Here is an 18141-nt window from a genome sequence, read left to right on the forward strand (position 1 = left end):
TTATAACTGCGTCCACCTCCTCTCTGCCGGCTGGTGGAAGGCCGCGAGGGGTTGCTACAAATTCTTCCCTAACTTATCCAGGGTATCCTGTGGTACATTCTCAAGGTCCAACACCAGGAAACCATCCAGCGAGTCAGAAAATTTTGGATCAATATTAAAACTGATGATCTTGGCGTTTAAACCAATGTACTGACGCAGCAGCACCGGTACCTTCATGTTATGTGTCTCCACCTGCGAGATAAGCTGGTCAAGCGATTTAAAACTATCCTCGCCGCTCATCAATACGTCCGAGTCGATGCTTGAAAAATCGACCTTAAACTTTTTGCGCGGTTTTACATACTGCGCCATGTCATGATCAAAATGATTACGGTTAATATAATCGACGATCAATGATTTCGACAATTTGGAGAACGCATTACTGATGCTTACCGGGCCTATCAGGTATTGGTAACGGGGGTTATCCAATAGGTATTTCAATATACCTTTCCAAAGTAAAAACAATGGCAGCGGCTTTTGCTGATACTCCTTGCGTATCCACGAGCGACCCAACTCCAGGCTTTTGCGCAGTACGGGTGTAAACTGGTCTTTTATTTTAAACAGTTCGGCGATATAGAAACCTTCTTTACCCAGGCTGTAAAATATCTCGTCGCCCAAACCAATGCGATATGCGCCAACAATCATTTTGGCCTCTGTATCCCATATAAACAGGTGATGGTAGTAAATATCGTATTCGTCGAGGTCGATAGCTTTATTGGTGCCTTCGCCAATCTCGCGGAAAGTTACTTCGCGCAGGCGGCCAATTTCACGGATAATGTTAGGAATTGCAGAAGTGGGAACAATAAACACCTCGTAATTTTTCTCCACCCAAACGGTATAGTTTTCACGTACCCTGGCAACCTCTTTTTCAAGTATGGCCTGGTCAATCTCCTTAACTATTTCCTGTTGTTTTTTTTTTATTTTAAAAAGGTTACGCGGGCTGAAAATCCGCTTCTCCTCTTCCAGTCCCGAGCCCAGCGCGTAAGTACGGGCGCGCAGGTAGCTTAACACCTTGGTCGCATTGTTATTATCCGGAATATCCTCTACATTAATAGGTTTACCAATACGCAGTTTGATGGTTTGCCCTTGTTTGTTAAACAGTTCAGACGGTAGTTTGGCCGTACGCAGGGCAGGGTGTATCAGGCTGAGCAAATTGAATAATAAACCATTGTTGCCATGAAAGTAAACAGGTACCACCGGCACTTTGGCTTTGGTGATGATCTTGCCCACTACCGGATGCCACATACGGTCTGTTACCTCTTGTTTATCCAGCTTAAAAGTTGACACCTCGCCGGCCGGAAAGATACCGATGGGCGTGCCTTCATCTAATAATTGTAAGGTGTTTTTTAATCCGCTGATGCTTGATGAATGTTCAATATTTTCAAATGGATTTACCGCAATGAAATAGTCGCTCAGGTTAGGGATCTTTTTCAAAATAAAGTTCGCCATCAGCTTCGCGTCCGGGCGCGCCATTAAAAGCATCTTCAGCAAAACCATACCTTCAATGCCTCCGTAAGGATGATTTGCTATGGCAATGAAGCTGCCCGTCGCCAGGATGTTTTTCAGCTCCTTTTCGTCAAACTCAATTTCAACACCGCATCCCTGCAAAATAGCGTCAATAAACTCAATGCCTTGTTTGGGCTGAGCTTGTGCAAACAAATTGTTAACCTGATTTATTTTCATCAGTTCCATCAGGAACGACGCCAGCCCGGGTAGTTTAAGCCTGTCAAGCCTGGTAGCTTTTGCAAACTCTTCGGTGGTTATGATTTTCATTTAACGCGCAGATTTGTGGGGACAAATATCTTCTAAAATTATTACTTTAATTGCGTTTTTCAACCTCATCCATGAAATCCGGACTAAAAAGTTACCTTTCTATCACAAAACGCCAGTGGAATGGAATAGTGGTGCTATTGCTTTTGATTGTTGCGGTATTGGCAGCGCCTTATTTTTACCGGTATCTGTACAAAGACAGCGTTGTTGATTTTAAGGACATTGAAAAAGATATCGCTCTGCTAAAGCAGGCAAATGGTGGTAAAGATACCGGAGTTGACCAAACGCCGTCGGACATTAAAATAACCCAGACCCAACTATTTGTTTTTAACCCTAACAATTTGCCGGCCGAACAATGGAAGCAATTGGGTTTTAGCGATAAGCAGATCGGTATCATTAAAAATTATGAGGCCAAAGGCGGCCATTTTTATCGCAAAGCGGATGTTCGGAAAATTTATGGTATTACTGCCGATGATTATCATCGTATTGAAAACTATATCAGCATTCCCGGCGAAGATTTAAGCAGCAATAAACTTGCGCCCGGCCAAACCATTGAGCTCAACAGCGCTGATTCGGCCACGCTTACCAAAGTTCATGGCATTGGGCCTGCCTTTGCGCAACGTATTGTTGAGTACAGAAAACGCCTCGGTGGATTTCTCCATAAAGAGCAACTGAAGGAAGTTTATGGTATTGACGAAAATAAATATCACGATATGCAGGCTCAACTAACACTCAATCCGGGCCTTATTACCCAGATAGATGTTAATCACCTTGATTTTGAAGCGTTACGCAAGTTTCCATACCTTACTAACAAGCAAACCAATGCGGTAATCCAATATCGCACACAACATGGTAATTATCGCTCAATAAATGATATGCGGAACATCGTTATCTTGGATGAAACAATTTTGCGTAAAATTGAGCCTTATTTGAGTTTTAAATGATAGATCAACAAATTAAAGCCGCAGTACGCGACATTGCCGATTTCCCGAAGCCGGGGATTATATTTAAAGACATTACGACTATTTTAAAAGACCCTAAACTGTGCGAAGGCATTGTTGACGCATTTGTGGAGCAACTGCAAGGAACCCGCATTGACGCCATAGCCGGTGTAGAGAGTCGCGGGTTTTTATTCGGACTGACGTTGGCTACCAAATTGGGCGTGCCGTTTATACCGGTACGTAAAGCAGGTAAATTGCCTTATACCATTCGCCAGAAGAAGTACGACCTTGAATACGGTACTGCCACAATTGAAATGCATACCGACGCTTTTGAACCCGGCTCGCATATTTTATTGCATGACGATTTGCTGGCTACCGGAGGCACTGTCAACGCTGCCAGCGAACTGATTAAAGAAATGGGTGGTGTAATAGCTGGGTTTAGTTTTGTTGTTGGATTAGGGTTTTTAAACGGCAAAGAACGTATAGCGCCCATAAGCAATAAAATTGTTGTATTGGCCGAATATTAAATAAAACATAAATATGAAAGCAGCCCTGACCATTGCCGGCTTTGTGCTGATGACCCTGACCGTCACTGCGCAAAAATATATACCTACTACCAACACTTTAAATGGTAAGGTAATGTTTGGTTACCAGGGCTGGCACGCAACACCTAACGACGGCTCAGGCAACGGTGTTTGGCGACATTATTTTGGCGGAGGGATGCCTGATGCTAAGAATGCCGATTTTGATGTATGGCCGGATATGCGTGAATATCCGGAGGATGTAACCGAAGCCACCAATATGCATTACCCGGATGGTAAGCCGGCTAAACTGTATTCGGCTTATAAATATGGCGCGGTGGACCTGCACTTTAAATGGATGCAGGAGCATGAACTGGATGGCGTTTTTGAACAACGCTTTTTGAGCGATGTCCGTGGCGGCGGCGGCAGGCGGCATTTTAACCAGGTAGTACGCAACGTGCAAAAAGCCAGCGAGAAATATCAGCGGGTTTATTGCATTATGTACGATATATCTGGCGCCGGTAAAAACTGGAAGCGCGACCTGGTTAAAGACTGGATGTTTCTGGTTGATTCGCTAAATGTTACCAACGGAAAATCATACCTGCACCATAACGGCAAACCGTTGCTTGCTATCTGGGGATTGGGTTTTGATCACACCATTCCGTTTGCTTCAGTTGCACAGGCCGATTCGTTGATAGACTGGTTCCACAAAAACGCACCAAAAAAATACCAGGCCACTATTATGGGCGGTATCAACGATACCTGGATGGCGCATGGTGACGACTGGAAAGCGGTTTATAATAAAATGGATGTGATTAGCCCCTGGGCGGTGGGCCGTTTTGGCGATGAGCAAGGTGCAGATCGTTTCCGCGACCGTGCCATTGTTCCCGACAAAGCTTATTGTGATGCACATAACGTCGCTTATATGCCCGTGATCTTTCCCGGTTTCTCGTGGTACAATTTAAGGCATGGTAAAAGCCCGTTTAATCAGATACCCCGCGAATATGGCACCTTTTATTGGCGTCAATCCTATAATGCTATTGAGGCAGGTGTAAAAATGATTTACATAGCCATGTTTGACGAGATTGACGAAGGTACGGCGATGTACAAAGCGGCGCCAACAGCTGCAGAGCGCCCGGCAGGGGAAAAGTTTTTGTCGTTAGATCAGGATGGTGTAGTGCTACCGTCTGATTGGTATTTGCAATTGGCTCAGGCTACCAGTAATGTCTTGAGGGGCAATGCGAAAAATGTTCAATATCCAACGATGCCAAAGGATTTTCAACTGAATTATCGATTGTACGTAATGGGCTTGAATATTAACATGCCTAAGAATTTTATAGGGACTGAAAAACCGGATACTGAAAATTATAGCCCGCGGCCGGATATAGGTGTGTTATCATCTAGTGTATATAAACTCACCTCGAATGATAACCATGTGGTAGTTAAGCTGATTTTTTTTGCCACTGATACAAGTAAAATGAAAGGCCTTGTTGGCAGGTGGATTTATAATAAAGATAATCATCAGCGTATTATGAATAGTTTGATAGACGGCAAATATTTAGATAAAGTGGGTTTCAATAAATTCGGAATATTAGATAGCAGCCGCGTTAATATTTTTAAGCCCGACGAACTAAAGAAATACAATGCGGACGACGCTGGTATAGCTGATGTACCGGTAACTAACCCTTACAAAGGCATCTACCATAAACTGAAAGTACTCTATATGTATAAGAAAGGCAGGGGTGAGGTTTATAGTTATTATTATTATAATGATGATGCCGCATTACGCAAATATTTGAACGAAACCAGGTACATGTTAAGGTATAATGATTGACATATTTTAGCGACCTGAAGCTTCGCGCTTCTACAGGGGTAATCAAAAAGCAAAAAGGTCCGGATCAAATCCGGACCTTTTTGCTTAACGAGCAAATGTAGAGACGCAATACTTTGCGTCTCGAATTAATGATATAAATAAGCGTTATTCATCATAGAAACACCACAAGTAGTCTGGAATGCATTCAGCACCTGGGTATCTGAAGTTCGGGTACCCCAGGTGTTCCACATTAAGCCTGATGAATTACGGATTGACCAGGCTTGTGCTGCATTAAAATCAAGCCATGACCCATAAGTGCTTGCAGTGCCTGTGTGCGCCACAAACTGGCAGGCCCAACGGGCAAAAATGCTTTTCATGCCTTGTGTGTCGGCATTACCGTTTTCATCATTTAAAATGCCGTTAGCGGTGATGGTAAGATGCGCCATGGCATAATCCATAGCTTTTTTGCCCATACCCAGGTAGTCAACACTTGGGTAGTAGCTACGCAGCAAGTCGCACGCGCCTATAAAGGTTCCTTGTGTATAACTAAGGGCGCCCTCGGTAATTGTACCGTTAGGAATGATGGCACCTTTAACTTCACCTGTGCTGGCGTCGTACAGTTTGCTTACCATCCAGTCCATAATTTGCTTGGCCTTGGTTTTATAGGTAGTGTCGCCGGTTGCCTGATACAGCAACATAGCGCAGATCACGGCCGGTGCGTTTACGCAGGTATTCTTGGTGTTGTTGTTGGTGTTCCACCAAAGCCCGCCGCCCAATGCAGTGGTATCCCAGGCGCGGTTCCACATCATGTTGAAATTATTTTCAGCCATAGTGAGCTGACCGCCATCATTGGTAATGTGGTAAGCGCGAATACACATCAGCGCACCCCAGGTTACGTCGTCATTGTAAATGTTGCTGGTCCATAAGGTACCATAACCATCGCGAACGCCATTATACAGCGATTGGATCTTATTCAGGAAATCGGTACTCGGATTAATATTATAAGCGTCTATCAGCATTTCAATGGCTTCCTGCTGAGTCCAGAAATCCATGCGCCCTGTATGGCCGTCGTCTTTCCAGTAATAGGCTTTGTAGCCTGGCCCATATGTGCCGTACTGATTGTAAAAGTGATTGTTGTAAACCTGCATAGCTACCAGTGCTTCACTCTTAGCCGGGAAGGGTGGTGTGCTTGGTAAGGCTACGCCGGTGGTGTTTGTTGTTATAATGGAGCTGCCGTTTGTTACGGCCTCTTTTTTACAGCTGGCCAGGGTTAGTCCGAGGCAAATTGCTGTGGCCGCCATTACTTTGGCGCCTGATTTTAAAATTGTGAATGAATTTTGAAGTGTACAGTTTAGTAATCTTTTCATAATAGGTAATTAAGTTTTATAAAGGTTTGTTGCTCGTTCCGTAAATGTGAGGGGGAATGAGAATTTAATTAGGTAATTGGTGTGTAGAAAAAGGTAAGTTGTTGGTTTATAATAGTTATACGTTATTTTATTGGTTAATGTTTTAATTAATAGTTATTGGTTGTATATTTTTTATAAATCATACTTATTTATACTGAAAAAAATATTTAGACACCTAAGCTTGCCAATAAATATGTTTAAACTCACTAAACCTATTATTTATACCGGATACTGAAAGTGTCCCTTTTTACCGCTGCCATTTATGAAACCAAGGGCAGATATTTGACGTTCATCTAAAGTAAACCTAAAGTGACTATGGACGTTTTATTGACTGATGTATCCGCCGGATACAATTTCTCTTCTGATGACAACCAGGCAATGGTAGCGCAAATGGCGCGCGATTTTGCCGAAAAAAATATTCGCCCTCATGTAATGGAATGGGACGAAGCTCAAACTTTTCCTGTTGAGCTTTTTAAACAGATGGGCGAGTTGGGTATGATGGGCGTTTTAGTACCCGAAGAATATGGTGGTTCAGGTTTTGGCTATTTTGAATACGTAACGGTAATTGCTGAGATTGCTAAAGTTTGTGGTGCGATAGGCCTGTCGGTAGCTGCACACAACTCGCTTTGCACCGGCCATATCCTGGCCTTTGGTACCGACGAGCAAAAGAAAAGATGGCTGCCCAAACTGGCCACGGCCGAGTGGATTGGGGCCTGGGGGTTAACGGAGGCTAATACAGGCTCTGATGCGTTGCACATGAGCACAACTGCGGTACTTGAAGGTGATTATTACGTAGTAAACGGGGCAAAGAACTGGATAACTCACGGCAAGTCAGGTAACATTGCGGTAGTAATGGTACGCACCGGTGAAAAAGGAGACTCGCATGGCATTTCGGCATTGGTAATTGAGAAAGGAACGCCCGGATTTACACACGGAAAGAAGGAGAATAAACTGGGTATGCGCGCCTCTGAAACCACCGAGCTGGTATTCGACAATTGCCGGGTACCTAAAGAAAATTTATTGGGAGCAGAGGGGCAGGGGTTCGCCCAGGCTATGAAGGTTTTAGATGGCGGCCGGATCTCGATAGCAGCATTGTCGCTGGGTATCGCTAAAGGGGCTTTCCAGGCAGCGCTGGCTTACTCCAAAGAGCGTAAACAATTTGGCCAGCCGATATCCAATTTCCAGGGGATTTCATTCAAGCTGGCCGATATGGCGACAGAGATTGAAGCCGCCGAGCTACTCATTATGCAGGCTGCCGATTTGAAAAATCGCCATTTGCCGGTTACCAAACAATCGGCTATGGCTAAATATTATGCATCTGAAGTTGCGGTACGCACTGCTACCGAGGCTATTCAAATATTTGGTGGTTATGGTTATACCAAGGATTTTCCGGTAGAGAAATTTTACCGCGATGCCAAATTGTGTACCATAGGCGAGGGTACTTCAGAGATACAGAAGATCGTTATCAGCCGGGAGATATTACGATAGATAAATGGCGCCAATAGCAGCGCCATTTATTTAAATCATCGTTCTGAAAGTCAGGTTTACTCTGGGTGTTTTAATTCGGGTTGATTTTGGGAGGCTGTGCAGCCAGTTGGTTTGCGTGGCGCCTTTCATTACCAATAAGCTTCCATGCTCCAAAATAATATCTGTCGTTTCTTTACTGACGCGATGTTTGAGCGCAAATTTTCTTTCGGCACCAAAACTTAGCGACGCAATAGTGGTGTCTTTTCCCAACGATTTTTCGTCGTCGCTGTGCCAGGCCATGCCCTCGTTACCGTCATGGTATAAGTTGAGGAGGCAGGAGTTAAACCTGTCGCCGCAAAATTCTTCGGTCAGCGCTTTTAGTGCCAGTAATTCTTTAGTCCAGGGTAAAGCCCGTTTAGTAGTGTTACTGTAGGTGTAGCTGTAACCATCATTGCCATACCAGGCTACTTTTCTTTTAGTGATGATGTGTTTGCCAAATATAATCGCTTCATCATTTCTCCATTGGATGGTATTGAGCAGGGTATCGAGGTAATGATCAGCGTCGGCAGGAAACATTATTTTTCCATAGTAATTTACAATGCCGTCATAAGGAAGCAGGTTAACTATATTTCGACAGTTATTGATTTCCATTTTGTTGTTTCCAGGTTTGATATTGGTGTATCATACAATGGCCGCAGGGGCGGTAGCCAGCGTCTATCGCTTCTTGTTCGTCGATGAAGAAAACCCGGTTTGCGGATTTCATGCGCTTACCCGATTTACATTGCAACGTCCCGTAAATTTTAAGCTTTTTGTTACCGCCGTAACAGATTTCGCCCTTTTGTATTAATTTTTGAATGGCCATAAAGCGTGAAAAAACGCTTGGCCCCAAATCAATGTGGTTAATCATGATGCTTTGCCGTTTGCGCAGCTTCCCAGCCCAGCATCGCGGTTTTGCGGCCGCTACCCCAGTGATATTGCCCGGTTTCGCCGGTCGACCGGATAACGCGGTGGCAGGGTATCAAGAATGCTACCGGATTATCGCCCACTGCCGAGCCGACAGCACGGCTGGCGTTAGGATTTTGCAAAGTGTTAGCCAGGTTACCGTAGGTTGTCAATCCACCAACAGGTACTTTCAGCAAAGTCTCCCAAACTTTCAGCTGAAAAGGTGTGCCTTTCAGGTGTAATTTAATATCGCTCAGTTTACTCCAATCCCGCGTAAAAATAAATAGCGCGTTTTGCTGTATGGTATCTAAAAAATTGGTGTAATGTGCATTCGGAAATTTACTTTTCAAATCGCCCAGCGCTTCATTATTATCACCATCGGCAAAAGCCATGTAGCAAATACCTTTAGTGGTTGATGCTACCAAGATAGTGCCGAACGGACTTTGGGCAAAGCTGTAGCTGATATTCAATTGTTCACCGCCGTTTTTGTACTCGCCGGGCGTCATGCCCTCTATCTTGATAAACAAATCATGCAGGCGGCCCGTACCTGATAATCCGGTATCAAGGGCTGCATCAAATAATGAAGCCTGTTTTTCCTTTAAAATTGACTTGGCGTGTTCAATGCTCAGATATTGCAAAAACTGTTTTGGCGAAACGCCGGCCCAGTTGGTAAACATCCTTTGAAAATGGAAAGGGCTCAGGTTAACATATTCGGCAGCTTCTTCGAGCGTTGGCTGGCGTTTATAGTTAAGCCTTAAAAACTCAATGGCTTCTGCTATTCTTTTATAATCTATCTCGTGTTGCATTTCCATGATTGCTTGTTTGACGGTACAAAATTATCATGGGCTCACATGCCATAAAACCCGATTCTTGCTGAGTTACGAAATAGAAGGATCATCCAGCGGAATAGTGAACCAAAAGTTACTGCCGCTGCCAACTTCGCTATGTACGCCAATCTTACCATTGTGGCGGTTAATGATCTCTGCACTAATATAAAGCCCCAACCCTAAACCCGAAAACTGGTGCCCAAACGCATCAACGCGGTAATATCGATCAAAAAGATGGGGTAATTTTTGTGGGTTGATGCCAATTCCGAAGTCACGGATAGCAACCGTGGCATTAGCATCATCATGCAGTACGGTGATTTCAATGCGTTTTTTATGGGGAGAATATTTTATTGCATTACCGATAAGATTAATCATTACCTGGTCAATTCGGCGGTAATCAGCATAAATCATCAGCTCTTCGTCACCTAAAAAAACAAATTCATAGTCATGTAACGGGTTAATATGCTCGCAGCAATCTTTCACCAGTTCGACAAGGTCAAAGCGGTTAATATTAAGCGCCAGTTGGCCCTGTTGTATTTTAGTAACGTTAAGCAGGTCGTCCAGTAAATGGGTAAGTTTACTCAGATTATTACTGGCTTTGTTTACAAACATGGGTACTTTGTCTGAAGAGGGGTCGGTTTTTACCAGTTTTTGCAAGATCTGTATTGAAGCGCTAAGCGAAGTGATCGGTGTTTTTAACTCGTGACTGGCTACGCTGATAAATTCGTCTTTACGTACTTGTAATTGGTACTCCTCGGTAACATCCTGCAGTATACCGCTAAATTGGTACGGCTTGCCCTCTGCATCAAATTTAGCGCGGCCGGTAGCCTCAACAATGCGTTTACCGCCTTCGCTATCGTTTATAGTATATATTATATTATAGTTTCCGTCAGATGCTGGTTCCAACGCTTTGGCTATGGCGTTAGATACGCGCACGCGGTCTTCTTCAGACAGTGCGGCCAAAGCCAATTCCAGGTCAATTTCTTCATGGTCAGCTAACCCAAACCATTTTTTTAAGCGTTCGTTACCAATAAATTTATAGGTTATGGGGTTAAGGTCCCAGGTACCCAGGTCGGCCGCTTCAACAGCAAATTCTAATTCATTTTTTGCGTTTTGCACATTGTTGTAAGAAGTCACCTGGTCGGTAGTTTCATTACATATCACCAGTACACCGCCGGGTTTACCCAACTCATCAATTACCTTGCTGTAGCTAAATGTCCAGTAAACATCTTCAAGTTTATTATTGCGATAAATAGGTATAAGCTGGTTTTCGTTCCAGGTCGATTCACCGGTTTCAAGCACCTGATCGATTAATGGCTTGATAACCGGCCATATTTCGGGCCAGCAGTCAATACCCGGCTGGCCAAGTGCTTTTGGATGTTTGCCGTTTTGGCCCAGGCTGGGCCTATAGGCATCATTATAAAATTGAATTAATTCCGGCCCCCACCATAAAAACATAGGGAACTTAGAATTGAGGATAATGGCTAACGTAGTCAATAAGCTTTGCGACCAACCTTCGGGATTACCTAAGGAGGTGCTATCCCAATCAAAATCGCGGATTAGCTGCCCCATTTCGCCGCCGCCTTGCAAGTAATGGACGTATGTTGCCTGGGTGCTATTATCTGTAGTCATGTATCAAATAAAAATAGAGGAGCTAAATATAACAGATAGAACCAACATATAGCCGACAAAAAAGTTTGGTTGTTACTTCGATTTAAGTATTTAGTTTTTAATCGTAATATTGATATGTAATAACCTGATACCGCCGTCTATGAAATATCCATTTTATATTATAATACTCTGTTTAATTTGTAATGCCGGCTACGCACAAACTAGTGCCATGGCCAAGAGAATCATTAACCAAATAATTACTGATAAAGATATTGTTTATCAGGACAGCATTGGCAGGTTTGCTATACATATTATGCATGAGGGTTTATGGTATCCTCAAAGCCATATGTTTTATAAAGAAAGTGCCGATAGTGTAATATTTACCGAAAATGGTACTGGTAAACCTACGGCCATGTCAAGAGCTAAAGGAAATTCGCTTGTTTTTAAAGATAAGGGTGGAAGGATGCGTCCGGTCGGACTAGATTCAATGGTAATGTCTGTTGCAGAAATGAAGTACGTAAATGACGAAATTGATAAAATGGTAAATTATAAATGGTACGATCATCTGTTCTTAGATTCGCGAATGATATCAACTGATACCGTAAATGCTGTTTTTAAAGACTGGAAAGGTCGCGGTTGGAACTATATGTATAAAATGGGTATACATAAATTATATACATTTTCAAAGCCGATACTTTTACGCAATGGTACCTTCTGTTTGTTTTATTATGGCTACAGTTGCGGCGGTTTATGCGGATACGGAGAGTTTGCACTTTACAAAAACGAGAATGGTAAGTGGGTTAGATGGGTAGCCATAAGTTCGTGGATAAGCTAACTCGCTGAAAAATAATCCCATTCTTTATTAAAAACCTTTTTGTAAATCAAAACATTGTGTGTACATTTGCCGTCCCGAAAGGAGGTATATTGGATATGATCATAATCAACGTTAAAGAAGGCGAATCTTTAGATAAAGCGTTAAAACGCTTCAAAAAGAAATTTGAAAAAACAGGTGTATTGCGCGAACTACGCAGCCGTCAGGCATTCGAGAAAAAATCTGTGGCCCGTCGTCACGAGATTAAGCATGCCATCTATAAACAGAACATGAACCTTGATACAACTGCTTAATTCTTTGTAAAAAGAATTTTCAGTTTTTCTTGTAAACATATATAAAACTATTTGTACATTCATTCTACTGGATGTGCAAGTAGTTTTTATGTTTTTAGACCGGTTTATACAATACATCAAATTCGAGAAACGGTACTCTCCCCATACCGTTTCGGCTTACCAGTCAGACCTTGATCAGTTCATGCGCTTTATTCATGAACCGGATGAACCCATCGCACATCCATCAGAAATTACTCATCACCAGATACGCAACTGGATGGTTGAATTGATGAACGAGGGGCTTACCTCAACATCTATCAATCGTAAAGTTGCTACACTTCGAAAATACTTTAAGTTTTTACTGCAGGAGGGGGAGATAACTGTTAATCCCACCTCAAAAATAGTCGTCCCCAAAATACCAAAGCACCTTCCCGTTGTGGTTGAGGATGCGCGGCTTACCCAGATGCTGAACAACGACGGGATTTTTACAGAAGATTTTAAAGGTACCCGCGATAAGCTCATTATAGAGATGTTGTTTGGTACCGGTATGCGTTTGTCTGAACTGCTGGGTATAAAACATACCGATATCAACATTTATGAGGGCACCGTGAAGGTTTTAGGTAAGCGTAACAAAGAACGCATTATACCTATGAACCAAGAGTTGCGAAATTTATTGTTGAAATACAATGAGTTAAAGAAAAATGAAAATTTTGGTAACAATTCATTAACATTGATCGTTACAGATAAAGGGGCAAATGCATATCCAAAACTAATTTATTTGACAGTGCATAAATATTTATCTCATATATCAACCCAAAATAAAAAAAGCCCCCATGTGCTGAGGCATACCTTTGCTACCAGCTTATTAAATGCCGGAGCTGACTTAAATGCGATAAAAGAATTGCTGGGCCATGCTAATTTAAGCGCCACGCAAATCTATACGCACAATTCAGTTGAACGATTAAAAACTATTTATAAACTTGCCCATCCAAAGGCATAAAAAGGAGGAATCATGAAAATTACAGTGCAATCAATTCATTTTACTGCAGACAAAGGATTATTGGAGTTCATTCAAAGAAAAGCAGACAAGCTGGAAACTTTTTATGATAACATTATTAATGGCGAAGTTTATTTAAAGCTTGAAAATGTAGAAGACGAGGCCAATAAGATCGCTGAAATTAAGCTGCAGTTACCCGGCAATCAAATTTTTGCGAAGGAGCAATGCAAAACTTTCGAAGAAGCTACAGACCTGGCCATTGAGAGCTTGCGCAAACAAATTGCCAAACATAAAACCAAGAAAGAGATTGCAGCTCAGCAGGTTAAAAATGCCGTATTGGCATCAACCGACGATGAATTTTGAGAATTAAAAACCTAGAATATTTTATTGAAATCGGCGGCCCAAAAAGGCTGCCGATTTTTTTTGATAAAAAATTTTGCGGGGCGTTATTTATTTGTAAATTTGCAATCCCTTTCGGGGAGGTATGTAATGCACTTCTTCAACGAAAAGGAAGGTTCTTTAAAATAAAAATTATCAAGCTTAAAAAAATAATCGCATCTTCGCCGATTGTTTGCTGAAAGGTGTATAACACCGGGCAGTAAAATAAGTTCAATAATAAGCCTCCTTAGCTCAGCTGGTAGAGCAACTGACTTGTAATCAGTAGGTCATTGGTTCGATCCCGATAGGAGGCTCTGCTGAATTTAGATTGCAGCATTACGATTTACGATTTGCTTGTCAATTCGTAAATCTGAAATCGTAAATCTGAATTAGCGCTGGGGAGATACCAGAGCGGTCAAATGGGACGGACTGTAAATCCGTTGCTTCGGCTACGAAGGTTCGAATCCTTCTCTCCCCACAATAGAATGAGTGAAGGTTTGATTGAGTGAATGAGTGGATAGATTGAATTTAAAATCAATCAATCGCTAATTCACTCATTCACTCATTAACAAGCGGAAGTAGCTCAGTTGGTAGAGCGATAGCCTTCCAAGCTATAGGTCGCGAGTTCGAACCTCGTCTTCCGCTCAAAAATGCAGTCGGATTTCAAAAATCGAACTCAGACTAACATTAGCCGACGTAGCTCAGGGGTAGAGCACTTCCTTGGTAAGGAAGAGGTCATGGGTTCAAATCCCATTGTTGGCTCAACGTATTAACGTTATTAATAAAGCATATAAATTAACCTACAAATAAAGATTAAATCATGGCAAAAGAAAAGTTTGACCGCAGTAAGCCGCACTTAAACATCGGTACAATCGGTCACGTTGACCACGGTAAAACAACCCTTACCGCAGCTATCACTAAAGTATTAGCTGACGCAGGTTTATCAGAAGCTCGTTCATTTGATTCAATTGACTCAGCTCCTGAAGAAAAAGAGCGTGGTATCACCATTAACACTGCTCACGTTGAGTATTCAACTGCTAACCGTCACTATGCTCACGTTGACTGTCCGGGTCACGCTGACTATGTGAAAAACATGGTTACTGGTGCTGCGCAAATGGACGGTGCAATTATCGTTGTTGCTGCAACTGACGGTCCGATGCCACAAACTCGCGAGCACATCCTTTTGGCTCGTCAGGTAGGTGTACCTGCCCTAGTAGTATTCATGAACAAAGTTGACATGGTTGACGACCCAGAGTTGTTAGAGCTTGTTGAAATGGAAATTCGTGAATTATTATCATTCTATGAGTTCCCTGGTGATGACATTCCTGTTATCCAAGGTTCTGCTCTGGGTGGTTTGAATGCTGATCCGAAATGGGTTGGTAAAATCATGGAGCTGATGGATGCTGTAGATAACTACATCCCAATCCCTCCACGTTTGACAGAGCTTCCATTCTTGATGCCAGTTGAGGACGTATTCTCAATCACTGGTCGTGGTACAGTAGCAACTGGCCGTATCGAGCGTGGTGTAATTAACTCTGGTGAGCCTGTTGACATCCTGGGTATGGGTGCTGAGAACTTGAAATCAACCGTAACTGGTGTTGAAATGTTCCGCAAAATCCTTGACCGTGGTGAAGCTGGTGACAACGTAGGTTTATTGTTACGTGGTATTGAGAAAACTGATATCCGTCGTGGTATGGTTATCTGCAAACCAGGTTCAGTAACTCCGCACACTGATTTCAAAGCAGAAGTTTACGTATTATCAAAAGCTGAAGGTGGTCGTCACACTCCATTCTTCAACAAATATCGTCCGCAATTCTATTTCCGTACTACTGACGTAACTGGTGAGATTTCACTAGCTGAAGGTGTAGAAATGGTTATGCCTGGTGATAACGTTACCATCACTGTAAAATTGATTAACGCTATCGCAATGGAAAAAGGCTTACGTTTCGCTATCCGTGAAGGTGGCAGAACTGTAGGTGCTGGCCAGGTTACTGAAATTTTGAAATAATTTCAGCCCATTAAGGGAAATAAAAACGGTTAATTTTTTGAAAAGTACCCTGGCTCAGGCCGGGGTACTTTATCAATATTATAAAGTTCCTTCAGTATTATAGAAGGTTTTACACACGGGAATAGTTCAATGGTAGAATAGAGGTCTCCAAAACCTTTGATCAGGGTTCGAATCCTTGTTCCCGTGCATAATAGCAATAATTAGAATGGCTGGTATATCTGAATATATTAAAGAGTCTTACGTCGAGATGACCGAAAAGGTAACTTGGCCAACCTGGCGCGAGTTACAAAGCAGTGCAGTATTGGTGTTGGTTGCAGCGATTATTATCGCCCTGCTTATTTTTGGCATGGATCAGATTATCGGCCTTTTGCTTAACAAGTTTTATAGTTCACTAGCTTAATTATATAGTAAGAATGGGTGATCAGTTAAAATGGTATGTAGTACGCGCTATTAGCGGTAAGGAAAAAAAAGTTAAGCAATATATTGATGCCGAGATTTCACGTCTGGGCATTAGCCATTTGGTACCTCAGGTGTTAATCCCTACAGAGAAGTATTACCAAATGCGCGACGGGAAGAAGATCGCTAAAGAGCGTAACTACTTTCCGGGTTATGTATTAATGGAAGCTCAATTAGACGGCGAGCTGGAGCACATCATTAAAAATGTGAACAGTGTAATTGGTTTTTTGGGCGACAAAGCAGGTAATGCCATTCCGTTGCGCCAGGCAGAGGTTAACCGTATTTTAGGTAAGGTTGACGAGATGAGCGCACAAGGCGAAACCATGAATGTGCCGTATTACGTTGGCGAAAACGTTAAAGTAATGGACGGACCTTTCAATGGCTTTAGCGGTGTTATTGAAGAAGTTAACGAAGAAAAAAAGAAACTCAAAGTAATGGTAAAGATATTTGGCCGCCGTACGCCGCTTGAATTGAATTACATGCAGGTTGAGAAAGAGTAGCGATTAAAGATTGGTGATTGAAGATTAGTTGATAAGGAAGCTGTCAGCAAATTGATACACCAAATTCAAAAATATTAAATAGATAAAGCGATACAGAAGAGAGTCTCAAATCTCAATTCTCACATCTAAAAATCTATCAAGAGCGTAAATGTTACATAGCTTCCACTTTATAACATTGATAATTAAATAAAAAGCAAAATGGCAAAAGAAGTCGGTGCAATGGTTAAGCTGCAAGTGAAGGGCGGTGCTGCAAATCCATCTCCTCCAATTGGCCCGGCATTGGGTGCAAAAGGTGTGAACATTATGGAGTTTTGCAAGCAGTTCAACGCACGTACCCAGGACAAACCTGGTAAAGTGTTACCTGTAGTGATTACTGTTTACGTTGACAAATCTTTCGATTTTATCATTAAAACTCCTCCTGTTGCAATCCAGTTAATGGAAGTGTCAGGTTTAAAGAGTGGTTCGGCAGAGCCTAACCGTAAAAAGGTTGCCAGCGTTAGCTGGGATCAGGTTGAGACTATCGCCAAAGATAAAATGACCGATTTAAACGCGTTCACAGTTGAATCAGCCATGAAAATGGTAGCAGGAACTGCCCGCAGTATGGGGATCACCGTATCAGGTACGGCTCCCTGGAATTAATTAATTTACAAATCAGTTTAAGACGTGGCTAGATTAACAAAAAATCAAAAAGTGGCGCAGTCCAAAATTGAGGCGAACAAATCTTATACTCTGCAGGATGCAGCGGCTTTGGTAAAAGAAATTACTAATACCAAGTTCGATTCATCAGTTGATATAGATGTACGTTTAGGTGTTGACCCTCGTAAAGCCAATCAAATGGTACGTGGTATTGCAACCCTTCCTCATGGAACCGGCAAAACTGTACGTGTATTAGTACTTTGTACTCCAGACAAGGAGCAAGAGGCTAAAGATGCAGGTGCAGATTTCGTTGGTTTGGACGATTATATCGCCAAAATTGAAGGTGGATGGACTGATGTTGATATTATCATCACTATGCCAAGTGTGATGGCTAAAGTAGGTAGATTAGGCCGTGTGCTTGGTCCGCGTAACTTGATGCCAAACCCTAAATCAGGTACAGTAACAACAGAAGTTGGTAAAGCTGTAACTGAGGTTAAAGGTGGTAAAATTGACTTCAAGGTTGATAAAACCGGTATCATTCATACCTCAATAGGTAAAGTATCTTTCCCTGCTGATAAAATTTATGAGAATGCATTAGAAGTATTGCAAACTATCTCAAAATTAAAACCATCAGCAGCAAAAGGAACATATTTTAAGAGCATTCATATCTCTTCAACTATGTCTCCCGGAATAACAATTGAAGCAAAATCAGTAGCGGGAATTTAATC

The 18141-nt window shown here is 42.3% G+C and carries 19 protein-coding genes and 5 tRNA genes; 18 read left to right on the forward strand and 6 right to left on the reverse strand.

Annotation, left to right across the window (positions count from 1 at the left end):
- Window positions 1–54 precede the first annotated feature (54 nt).
- The gene (locus ACFS5N_RS15125; RefSeq protein WP_377187291.1) at window positions 55–1809 is read right to left on the reverse strand and encodes a lysophospholipid acyltransferase family protein; all 1755 of its coding nucleotides are present in this window, start codon (window positions 1807–1809) and stop codon (window positions 55–57) included.
- Window positions 1810–1880: 71 nt separating this feature from the next.
- Between ACFS5N_RS15125 and ACFS5N_RS15130 the strand changes: the two genes are divergently transcribed.
- The 3 genes from ACFS5N_RS15130 to ACFS5N_RS15140 are packed head-to-tail and all read left to right on the forward strand — an operon-like array spanning window position 1881 to window position 5102.
- The gene (locus tag ACFS5N_RS15130; protein WP_377187294.1) at window positions 1881–2750 is read left to right on the forward strand and encodes a ComEA family DNA-binding protein; all 870 of its coding nucleotides are present in this window, start codon (window positions 1881–1883) and stop codon (window positions 2748–2750) included.
- A complete protein-coding gene (locus tag ACFS5N_RS15135) occupies window positions 2747–3274 on the forward strand; it encodes an adenine phosphoribosyltransferase (protein ID WP_377187297.1) in 528 nt (175 codons plus the stop codon). Before ACFS5N_RS15130 ends, ACFS5N_RS15135 begins: the two co-directional genes overlap by 4 nt.
- Before the next feature lie 13 nt (window positions 3275–3287).
- The gene (locus ACFS5N_RS15140) at window positions 3288–5102 is read left to right on the forward strand and encodes a glycoside hydrolase family 71/99-like protein (protein ID WP_377187300.1); all 1815 of its coding nucleotides are present in this window, start codon (window positions 3288–3290) and stop codon (window positions 5100–5102) included.
- Window positions 5103–5227: 125 nt separating this feature from the next.
- On the opposite strand, the gene ACFS5N_RS15145 is transcribed toward ACFS5N_RS15140, so the two are convergent.
- The gene (locus ACFS5N_RS15145; RefSeq protein WP_377187303.1) at window positions 5228–6448 is read right to left on the reverse strand and encodes a glycoside hydrolase family 76 protein; all 1221 of its coding nucleotides are present in this window, start codon (window positions 6446–6448) and stop codon (window positions 5228–5230) included.
- Window positions 6449–6802: 354 nt separating this feature from the next.
- On the opposite strand from ACFS5N_RS15145, the gene ACFS5N_RS15150 reads away from it, so the two are divergent.
- Window positions 6803–7975, forward strand: coding sequence for an acyl-CoA dehydrogenase (locus ACFS5N_RS15150; protein ID WP_377187306.1), 1173 nt, complete (start codon window positions 6803–6805; stop codon window positions 7973–7975).
- A gap of 30 nt (window positions 7976–8005) precedes the next feature.
- Here the strand turns inward: ACFS5N_RS15150 and ACFS5N_RS15155 are convergent, their stop codons facing one another.
- The 4 genes from ACFS5N_RS15155 to ACFS5N_RS15170 all read right to left on the reverse strand — a co-directional run bounded on the left by ACFS5N_RS15155 (window position 8006) and on the right by ACFS5N_RS15170 (window position 11355).
- Window positions 8006–8605 carry an alpha-ketoglutarate-dependent dioxygenase AlkB family protein gene (locus ACFS5N_RS15155; protein WP_377187309.1) on the reverse strand — a complete coding sequence of 200 codons (600 nt, stop codon included), beginning with the start codon at window positions 8603–8605 and terminating at the stop codon, window positions 8006–8008.
- Window positions 8592–8861 carry an Ada metal-binding domain-containing protein gene (locus ACFS5N_RS15160; protein WP_377187311.1) on the reverse strand — a complete coding sequence of 90 codons (270 nt, stop codon included), beginning with the start codon at window positions 8859–8861 and terminating at the stop codon, window positions 8592–8594. The genes ACFS5N_RS15155 and ACFS5N_RS15160 overlap by 14 nt, the downstream gene beginning before the upstream one ends.
- Window positions 8854–9708 (reverse strand): bifunctional helix-turn-helix domain-containing protein/methylated-DNA--[protein]-cysteine S-methyltransferase, encoded by an 855-nt coding sequence (locus tag ACFS5N_RS15165; RefSeq protein ID WP_377187314.1) that lies wholly within the window; start codon window positions 9706–9708, stop codon window positions 8854–8856. Before ACFS5N_RS15165 ends, ACFS5N_RS15160 begins: the two co-directional genes overlap by 8 nt.
- Window positions 9709–9774: 66 nt before the next feature.
- A complete protein-coding gene (locus ACFS5N_RS15170) occupies window positions 9775–11355 on the reverse strand; it encodes a PAS domain-containing sensor histidine kinase (protein ID WP_377187317.1) in 1581 nt (526 codons plus the stop codon).
- A gap of 208 nt (window positions 11356–11563) precedes the next feature.
- Between ACFS5N_RS15170 and ACFS5N_RS15175 the strand changes: the two genes are divergently transcribed.
- The 14 genes from ACFS5N_RS15175 (at window position 11564) to rplA (ending at window position 18139) form a co-directional block, all read left to right on the forward strand.
- Window positions 11564–12169 (forward strand): hypothetical protein, encoded by a 606-nt coding sequence (locus ACFS5N_RS15175; RefSeq protein WP_377187319.1) that lies wholly within the window; start codon window positions 11564–11566, stop codon window positions 12167–12169.
- 95 nt (window positions 12170–12264) lie between these two features.
- Window positions 12265–12459 carry a 30S ribosomal protein S21 gene (gene rpsU / locus ACFS5N_RS15180; RefSeq protein WP_377187322.1) on the forward strand — a complete coding sequence of 65 codons (195 nt, stop codon included), beginning with the start codon at window positions 12265–12267 and terminating at the stop codon, window positions 12457–12459.
- Between the two features lie 73 nt (window positions 12460–12532).
- Window positions 12533–13438, forward strand: coding sequence for a tyrosine-type recombinase/integrase (locus tag ACFS5N_RS15185; RefSeq protein ID WP_377187325.1), 906 nt, complete (start codon window positions 12533–12535; stop codon window positions 13436–13438).
- Between the two features lie 12 nt (window positions 13439–13450).
- Window positions 13451–13798, forward strand: a complete 348-nt coding sequence (gene hpf / locus ACFS5N_RS15190) for a ribosome hibernation-promoting factor, HPF/YfiA family (protein WP_377187328.1) — start codon at window positions 13451–13453, stop codon at window positions 13796–13798.
- A gap of 256 nt (window positions 13799–14054) precedes the next feature.
- A tRNA-Thr gene (locus tag ACFS5N_RS15195) sits at window positions 14055–14127 on the forward strand.
- 83 nt (window positions 14128–14210) lie between these two features.
- Window positions 14211–14291: transfer RNA gene (locus ACFS5N_RS15200), tRNA-Tyr, on the forward strand.
- Window positions 14292–14385: 94 nt separating this feature from the next.
- Window positions 14386–14458: transfer RNA gene (locus ACFS5N_RS15205), tRNA-Gly, on the forward strand.
- Between the two features lie 45 nt (window positions 14459–14503).
- Window positions 14504–14575: transfer RNA gene (locus ACFS5N_RS15210), tRNA-Thr, on the forward strand.
- A 58-nt stretch (window positions 14576–14633) separates the two neighbouring features.
- Window positions 14634–15821, forward strand: coding sequence for an elongation factor Tu (gene tuf / locus ACFS5N_RS15215; RefSeq protein WP_377187331.1), 1188 nt, complete (start codon window positions 14634–14636; stop codon window positions 15819–15821).
- A 115-nt stretch (window positions 15822–15936) separates the two neighbouring features.
- Window positions 15937–16007: transfer RNA gene (locus ACFS5N_RS15220), tRNA-Trp, on the forward strand.
- A gap of 19 nt (window positions 16008–16026) precedes the next feature.
- Window positions 16027–16221, forward strand: coding sequence for a preprotein translocase subunit SecE (gene secE, locus ACFS5N_RS15225; protein ID WP_377187334.1), 195 nt, complete (start codon window positions 16027–16029; stop codon window positions 16219–16221).
- Between the two features lie 13 nt (window positions 16222–16234).
- Complete coding sequence (gene nusG, locus ACFS5N_RS15230) at window positions 16235–16777, forward strand: transcription termination/antitermination protein NusG (RefSeq protein WP_377187337.1); 543 nt, start codon at window positions 16235–16237, stop codon at window positions 16775–16777.
- 198 nt (window positions 16778–16975) lie between these two features.
- A complete protein-coding gene (gene rplK / locus ACFS5N_RS15235; protein ID WP_377187340.1) occupies window positions 16976–17416 on the forward strand; it encodes a 50S ribosomal protein L11 in 441 nt (146 codons plus the stop codon).
- Between the two features lie 24 nt (window positions 17417–17440).
- A complete protein-coding gene (rplA, locus tag ACFS5N_RS15240; RefSeq protein ID WP_377187343.1) occupies window positions 17441–18139 on the forward strand; it encodes a 50S ribosomal protein L1 in 699 nt (232 codons plus the stop codon).
- Window positions 18140–18141 lie beyond the last annotated feature (2 nt).

This window comes from Mucilaginibacter ximonensis, from assembly GCF_042686265.1.
Taxonomy (GTDB): Bacteria; Bacteroidota; Bacteroidia; order Sphingobacteriales; family Sphingobacteriaceae; genus Mucilaginibacter; species Mucilaginibacter ximonensis.

Coding starts and splice junctions, on each gene's coding strand:
- ACFS5N_RS15145 (WP_377187303.1), bottom strand. CDS start 6,448: ATGAAAAGATTACTAAACTGTACACTTCAAAATTCATTCACAATTTTA.
- ACFS5N_RS15175 (WP_377187319.1), top strand. CDS start 11,564: ATGGCCAAGAGAATCATTAACCAAATAATTACTGATAAAGATATTGTT.
- ACFS5N_RS15150 (WP_377187306.1), top strand. CDS start 6,803: ATGGACGTTTTATTGACTGATGTATCCGCCGGATACAATTTCTCTTCT.
- ACFS5N_RS15165 (WP_377187314.1), bottom strand. CDS start 9,708: ATGGAAATGCAACACGAGATAGATTATAAAAGAATAGCAGAAGCCATT.
- secE (WP_377187334.1), top strand. CDS start 16,027: ATGGCTGGTATATCTGAATATATTAAAGAGTCTTACGTCGAGATGACC.
- ACFS5N_RS15130 (WP_377187294.1), top strand. CDS start 1,881: ATGAAATCCGGACTAAAAAGTTACCTTTCTATCACAAAACGCCAGTGG.
- ACFS5N_RS15170 (WP_377187317.1), bottom strand. CDS start 11,355: ATGACTACAGATAATAGCACCCAGGCAACATACGTCCATTACTTGCAA.
- hpf (WP_377187328.1), top strand. CDS start 13,451: ATGAAAATTACAGTGCAATCAATTCATTTTACTGCAGACAAAGGATTA.
- rplK (WP_377187340.1), top strand. CDS start 16,976: ATGGCAAAAGAAGTCGGTGCAATGGTTAAGCTGCAAGTGAAGGGCGGT.
- ACFS5N_RS15155 (WP_377187309.1), bottom strand. CDS start 8,605: ATGGAAATCAATAACTGTCGAAATATAGTTAACCTGCTTCCTTATGAC.
- tuf (WP_377187331.1), top strand. CDS start 14,634: ATGGCAAAAGAAAAGTTTGACCGCAGTAAGCCGCACTTAAACATCGGT.
- rpsU (WP_377187322.1), top strand. CDS start 12,265: ATGATCATAATCAACGTTAAAGAAGGCGAATCTTTAGATAAAGCGTTA.
- ACFS5N_RS15135 (WP_377187297.1), top strand. CDS start 2,747: ATGATAGATCAACAAATTAAAGCCGCAGTACGCGACATTGCCGATTTC.
- ACFS5N_RS15125 (WP_377187291.1), bottom strand. CDS start 1,809: ATGAAAATCATAACCACCGAAGAGTTTGCAAAAGCTACCAGGCTTGAC.
- nusG (WP_377187337.1), top strand. CDS start 16,235: ATGGGTGATCAGTTAAAATGGTATGTAGTACGCGCTATTAGCGGTAAG.
- ACFS5N_RS15140 (WP_377187300.1), top strand. CDS start 3,288: ATGAAAGCAGCCCTGACCATTGCCGGCTTTGTGCTGATGACCCTGACC.
- ACFS5N_RS15160 (WP_377187311.1), bottom strand. CDS start 8,861: ATGATTAACCACATTGATTTGGGGCCAAGCGTTTTTTCACGCTTTATG.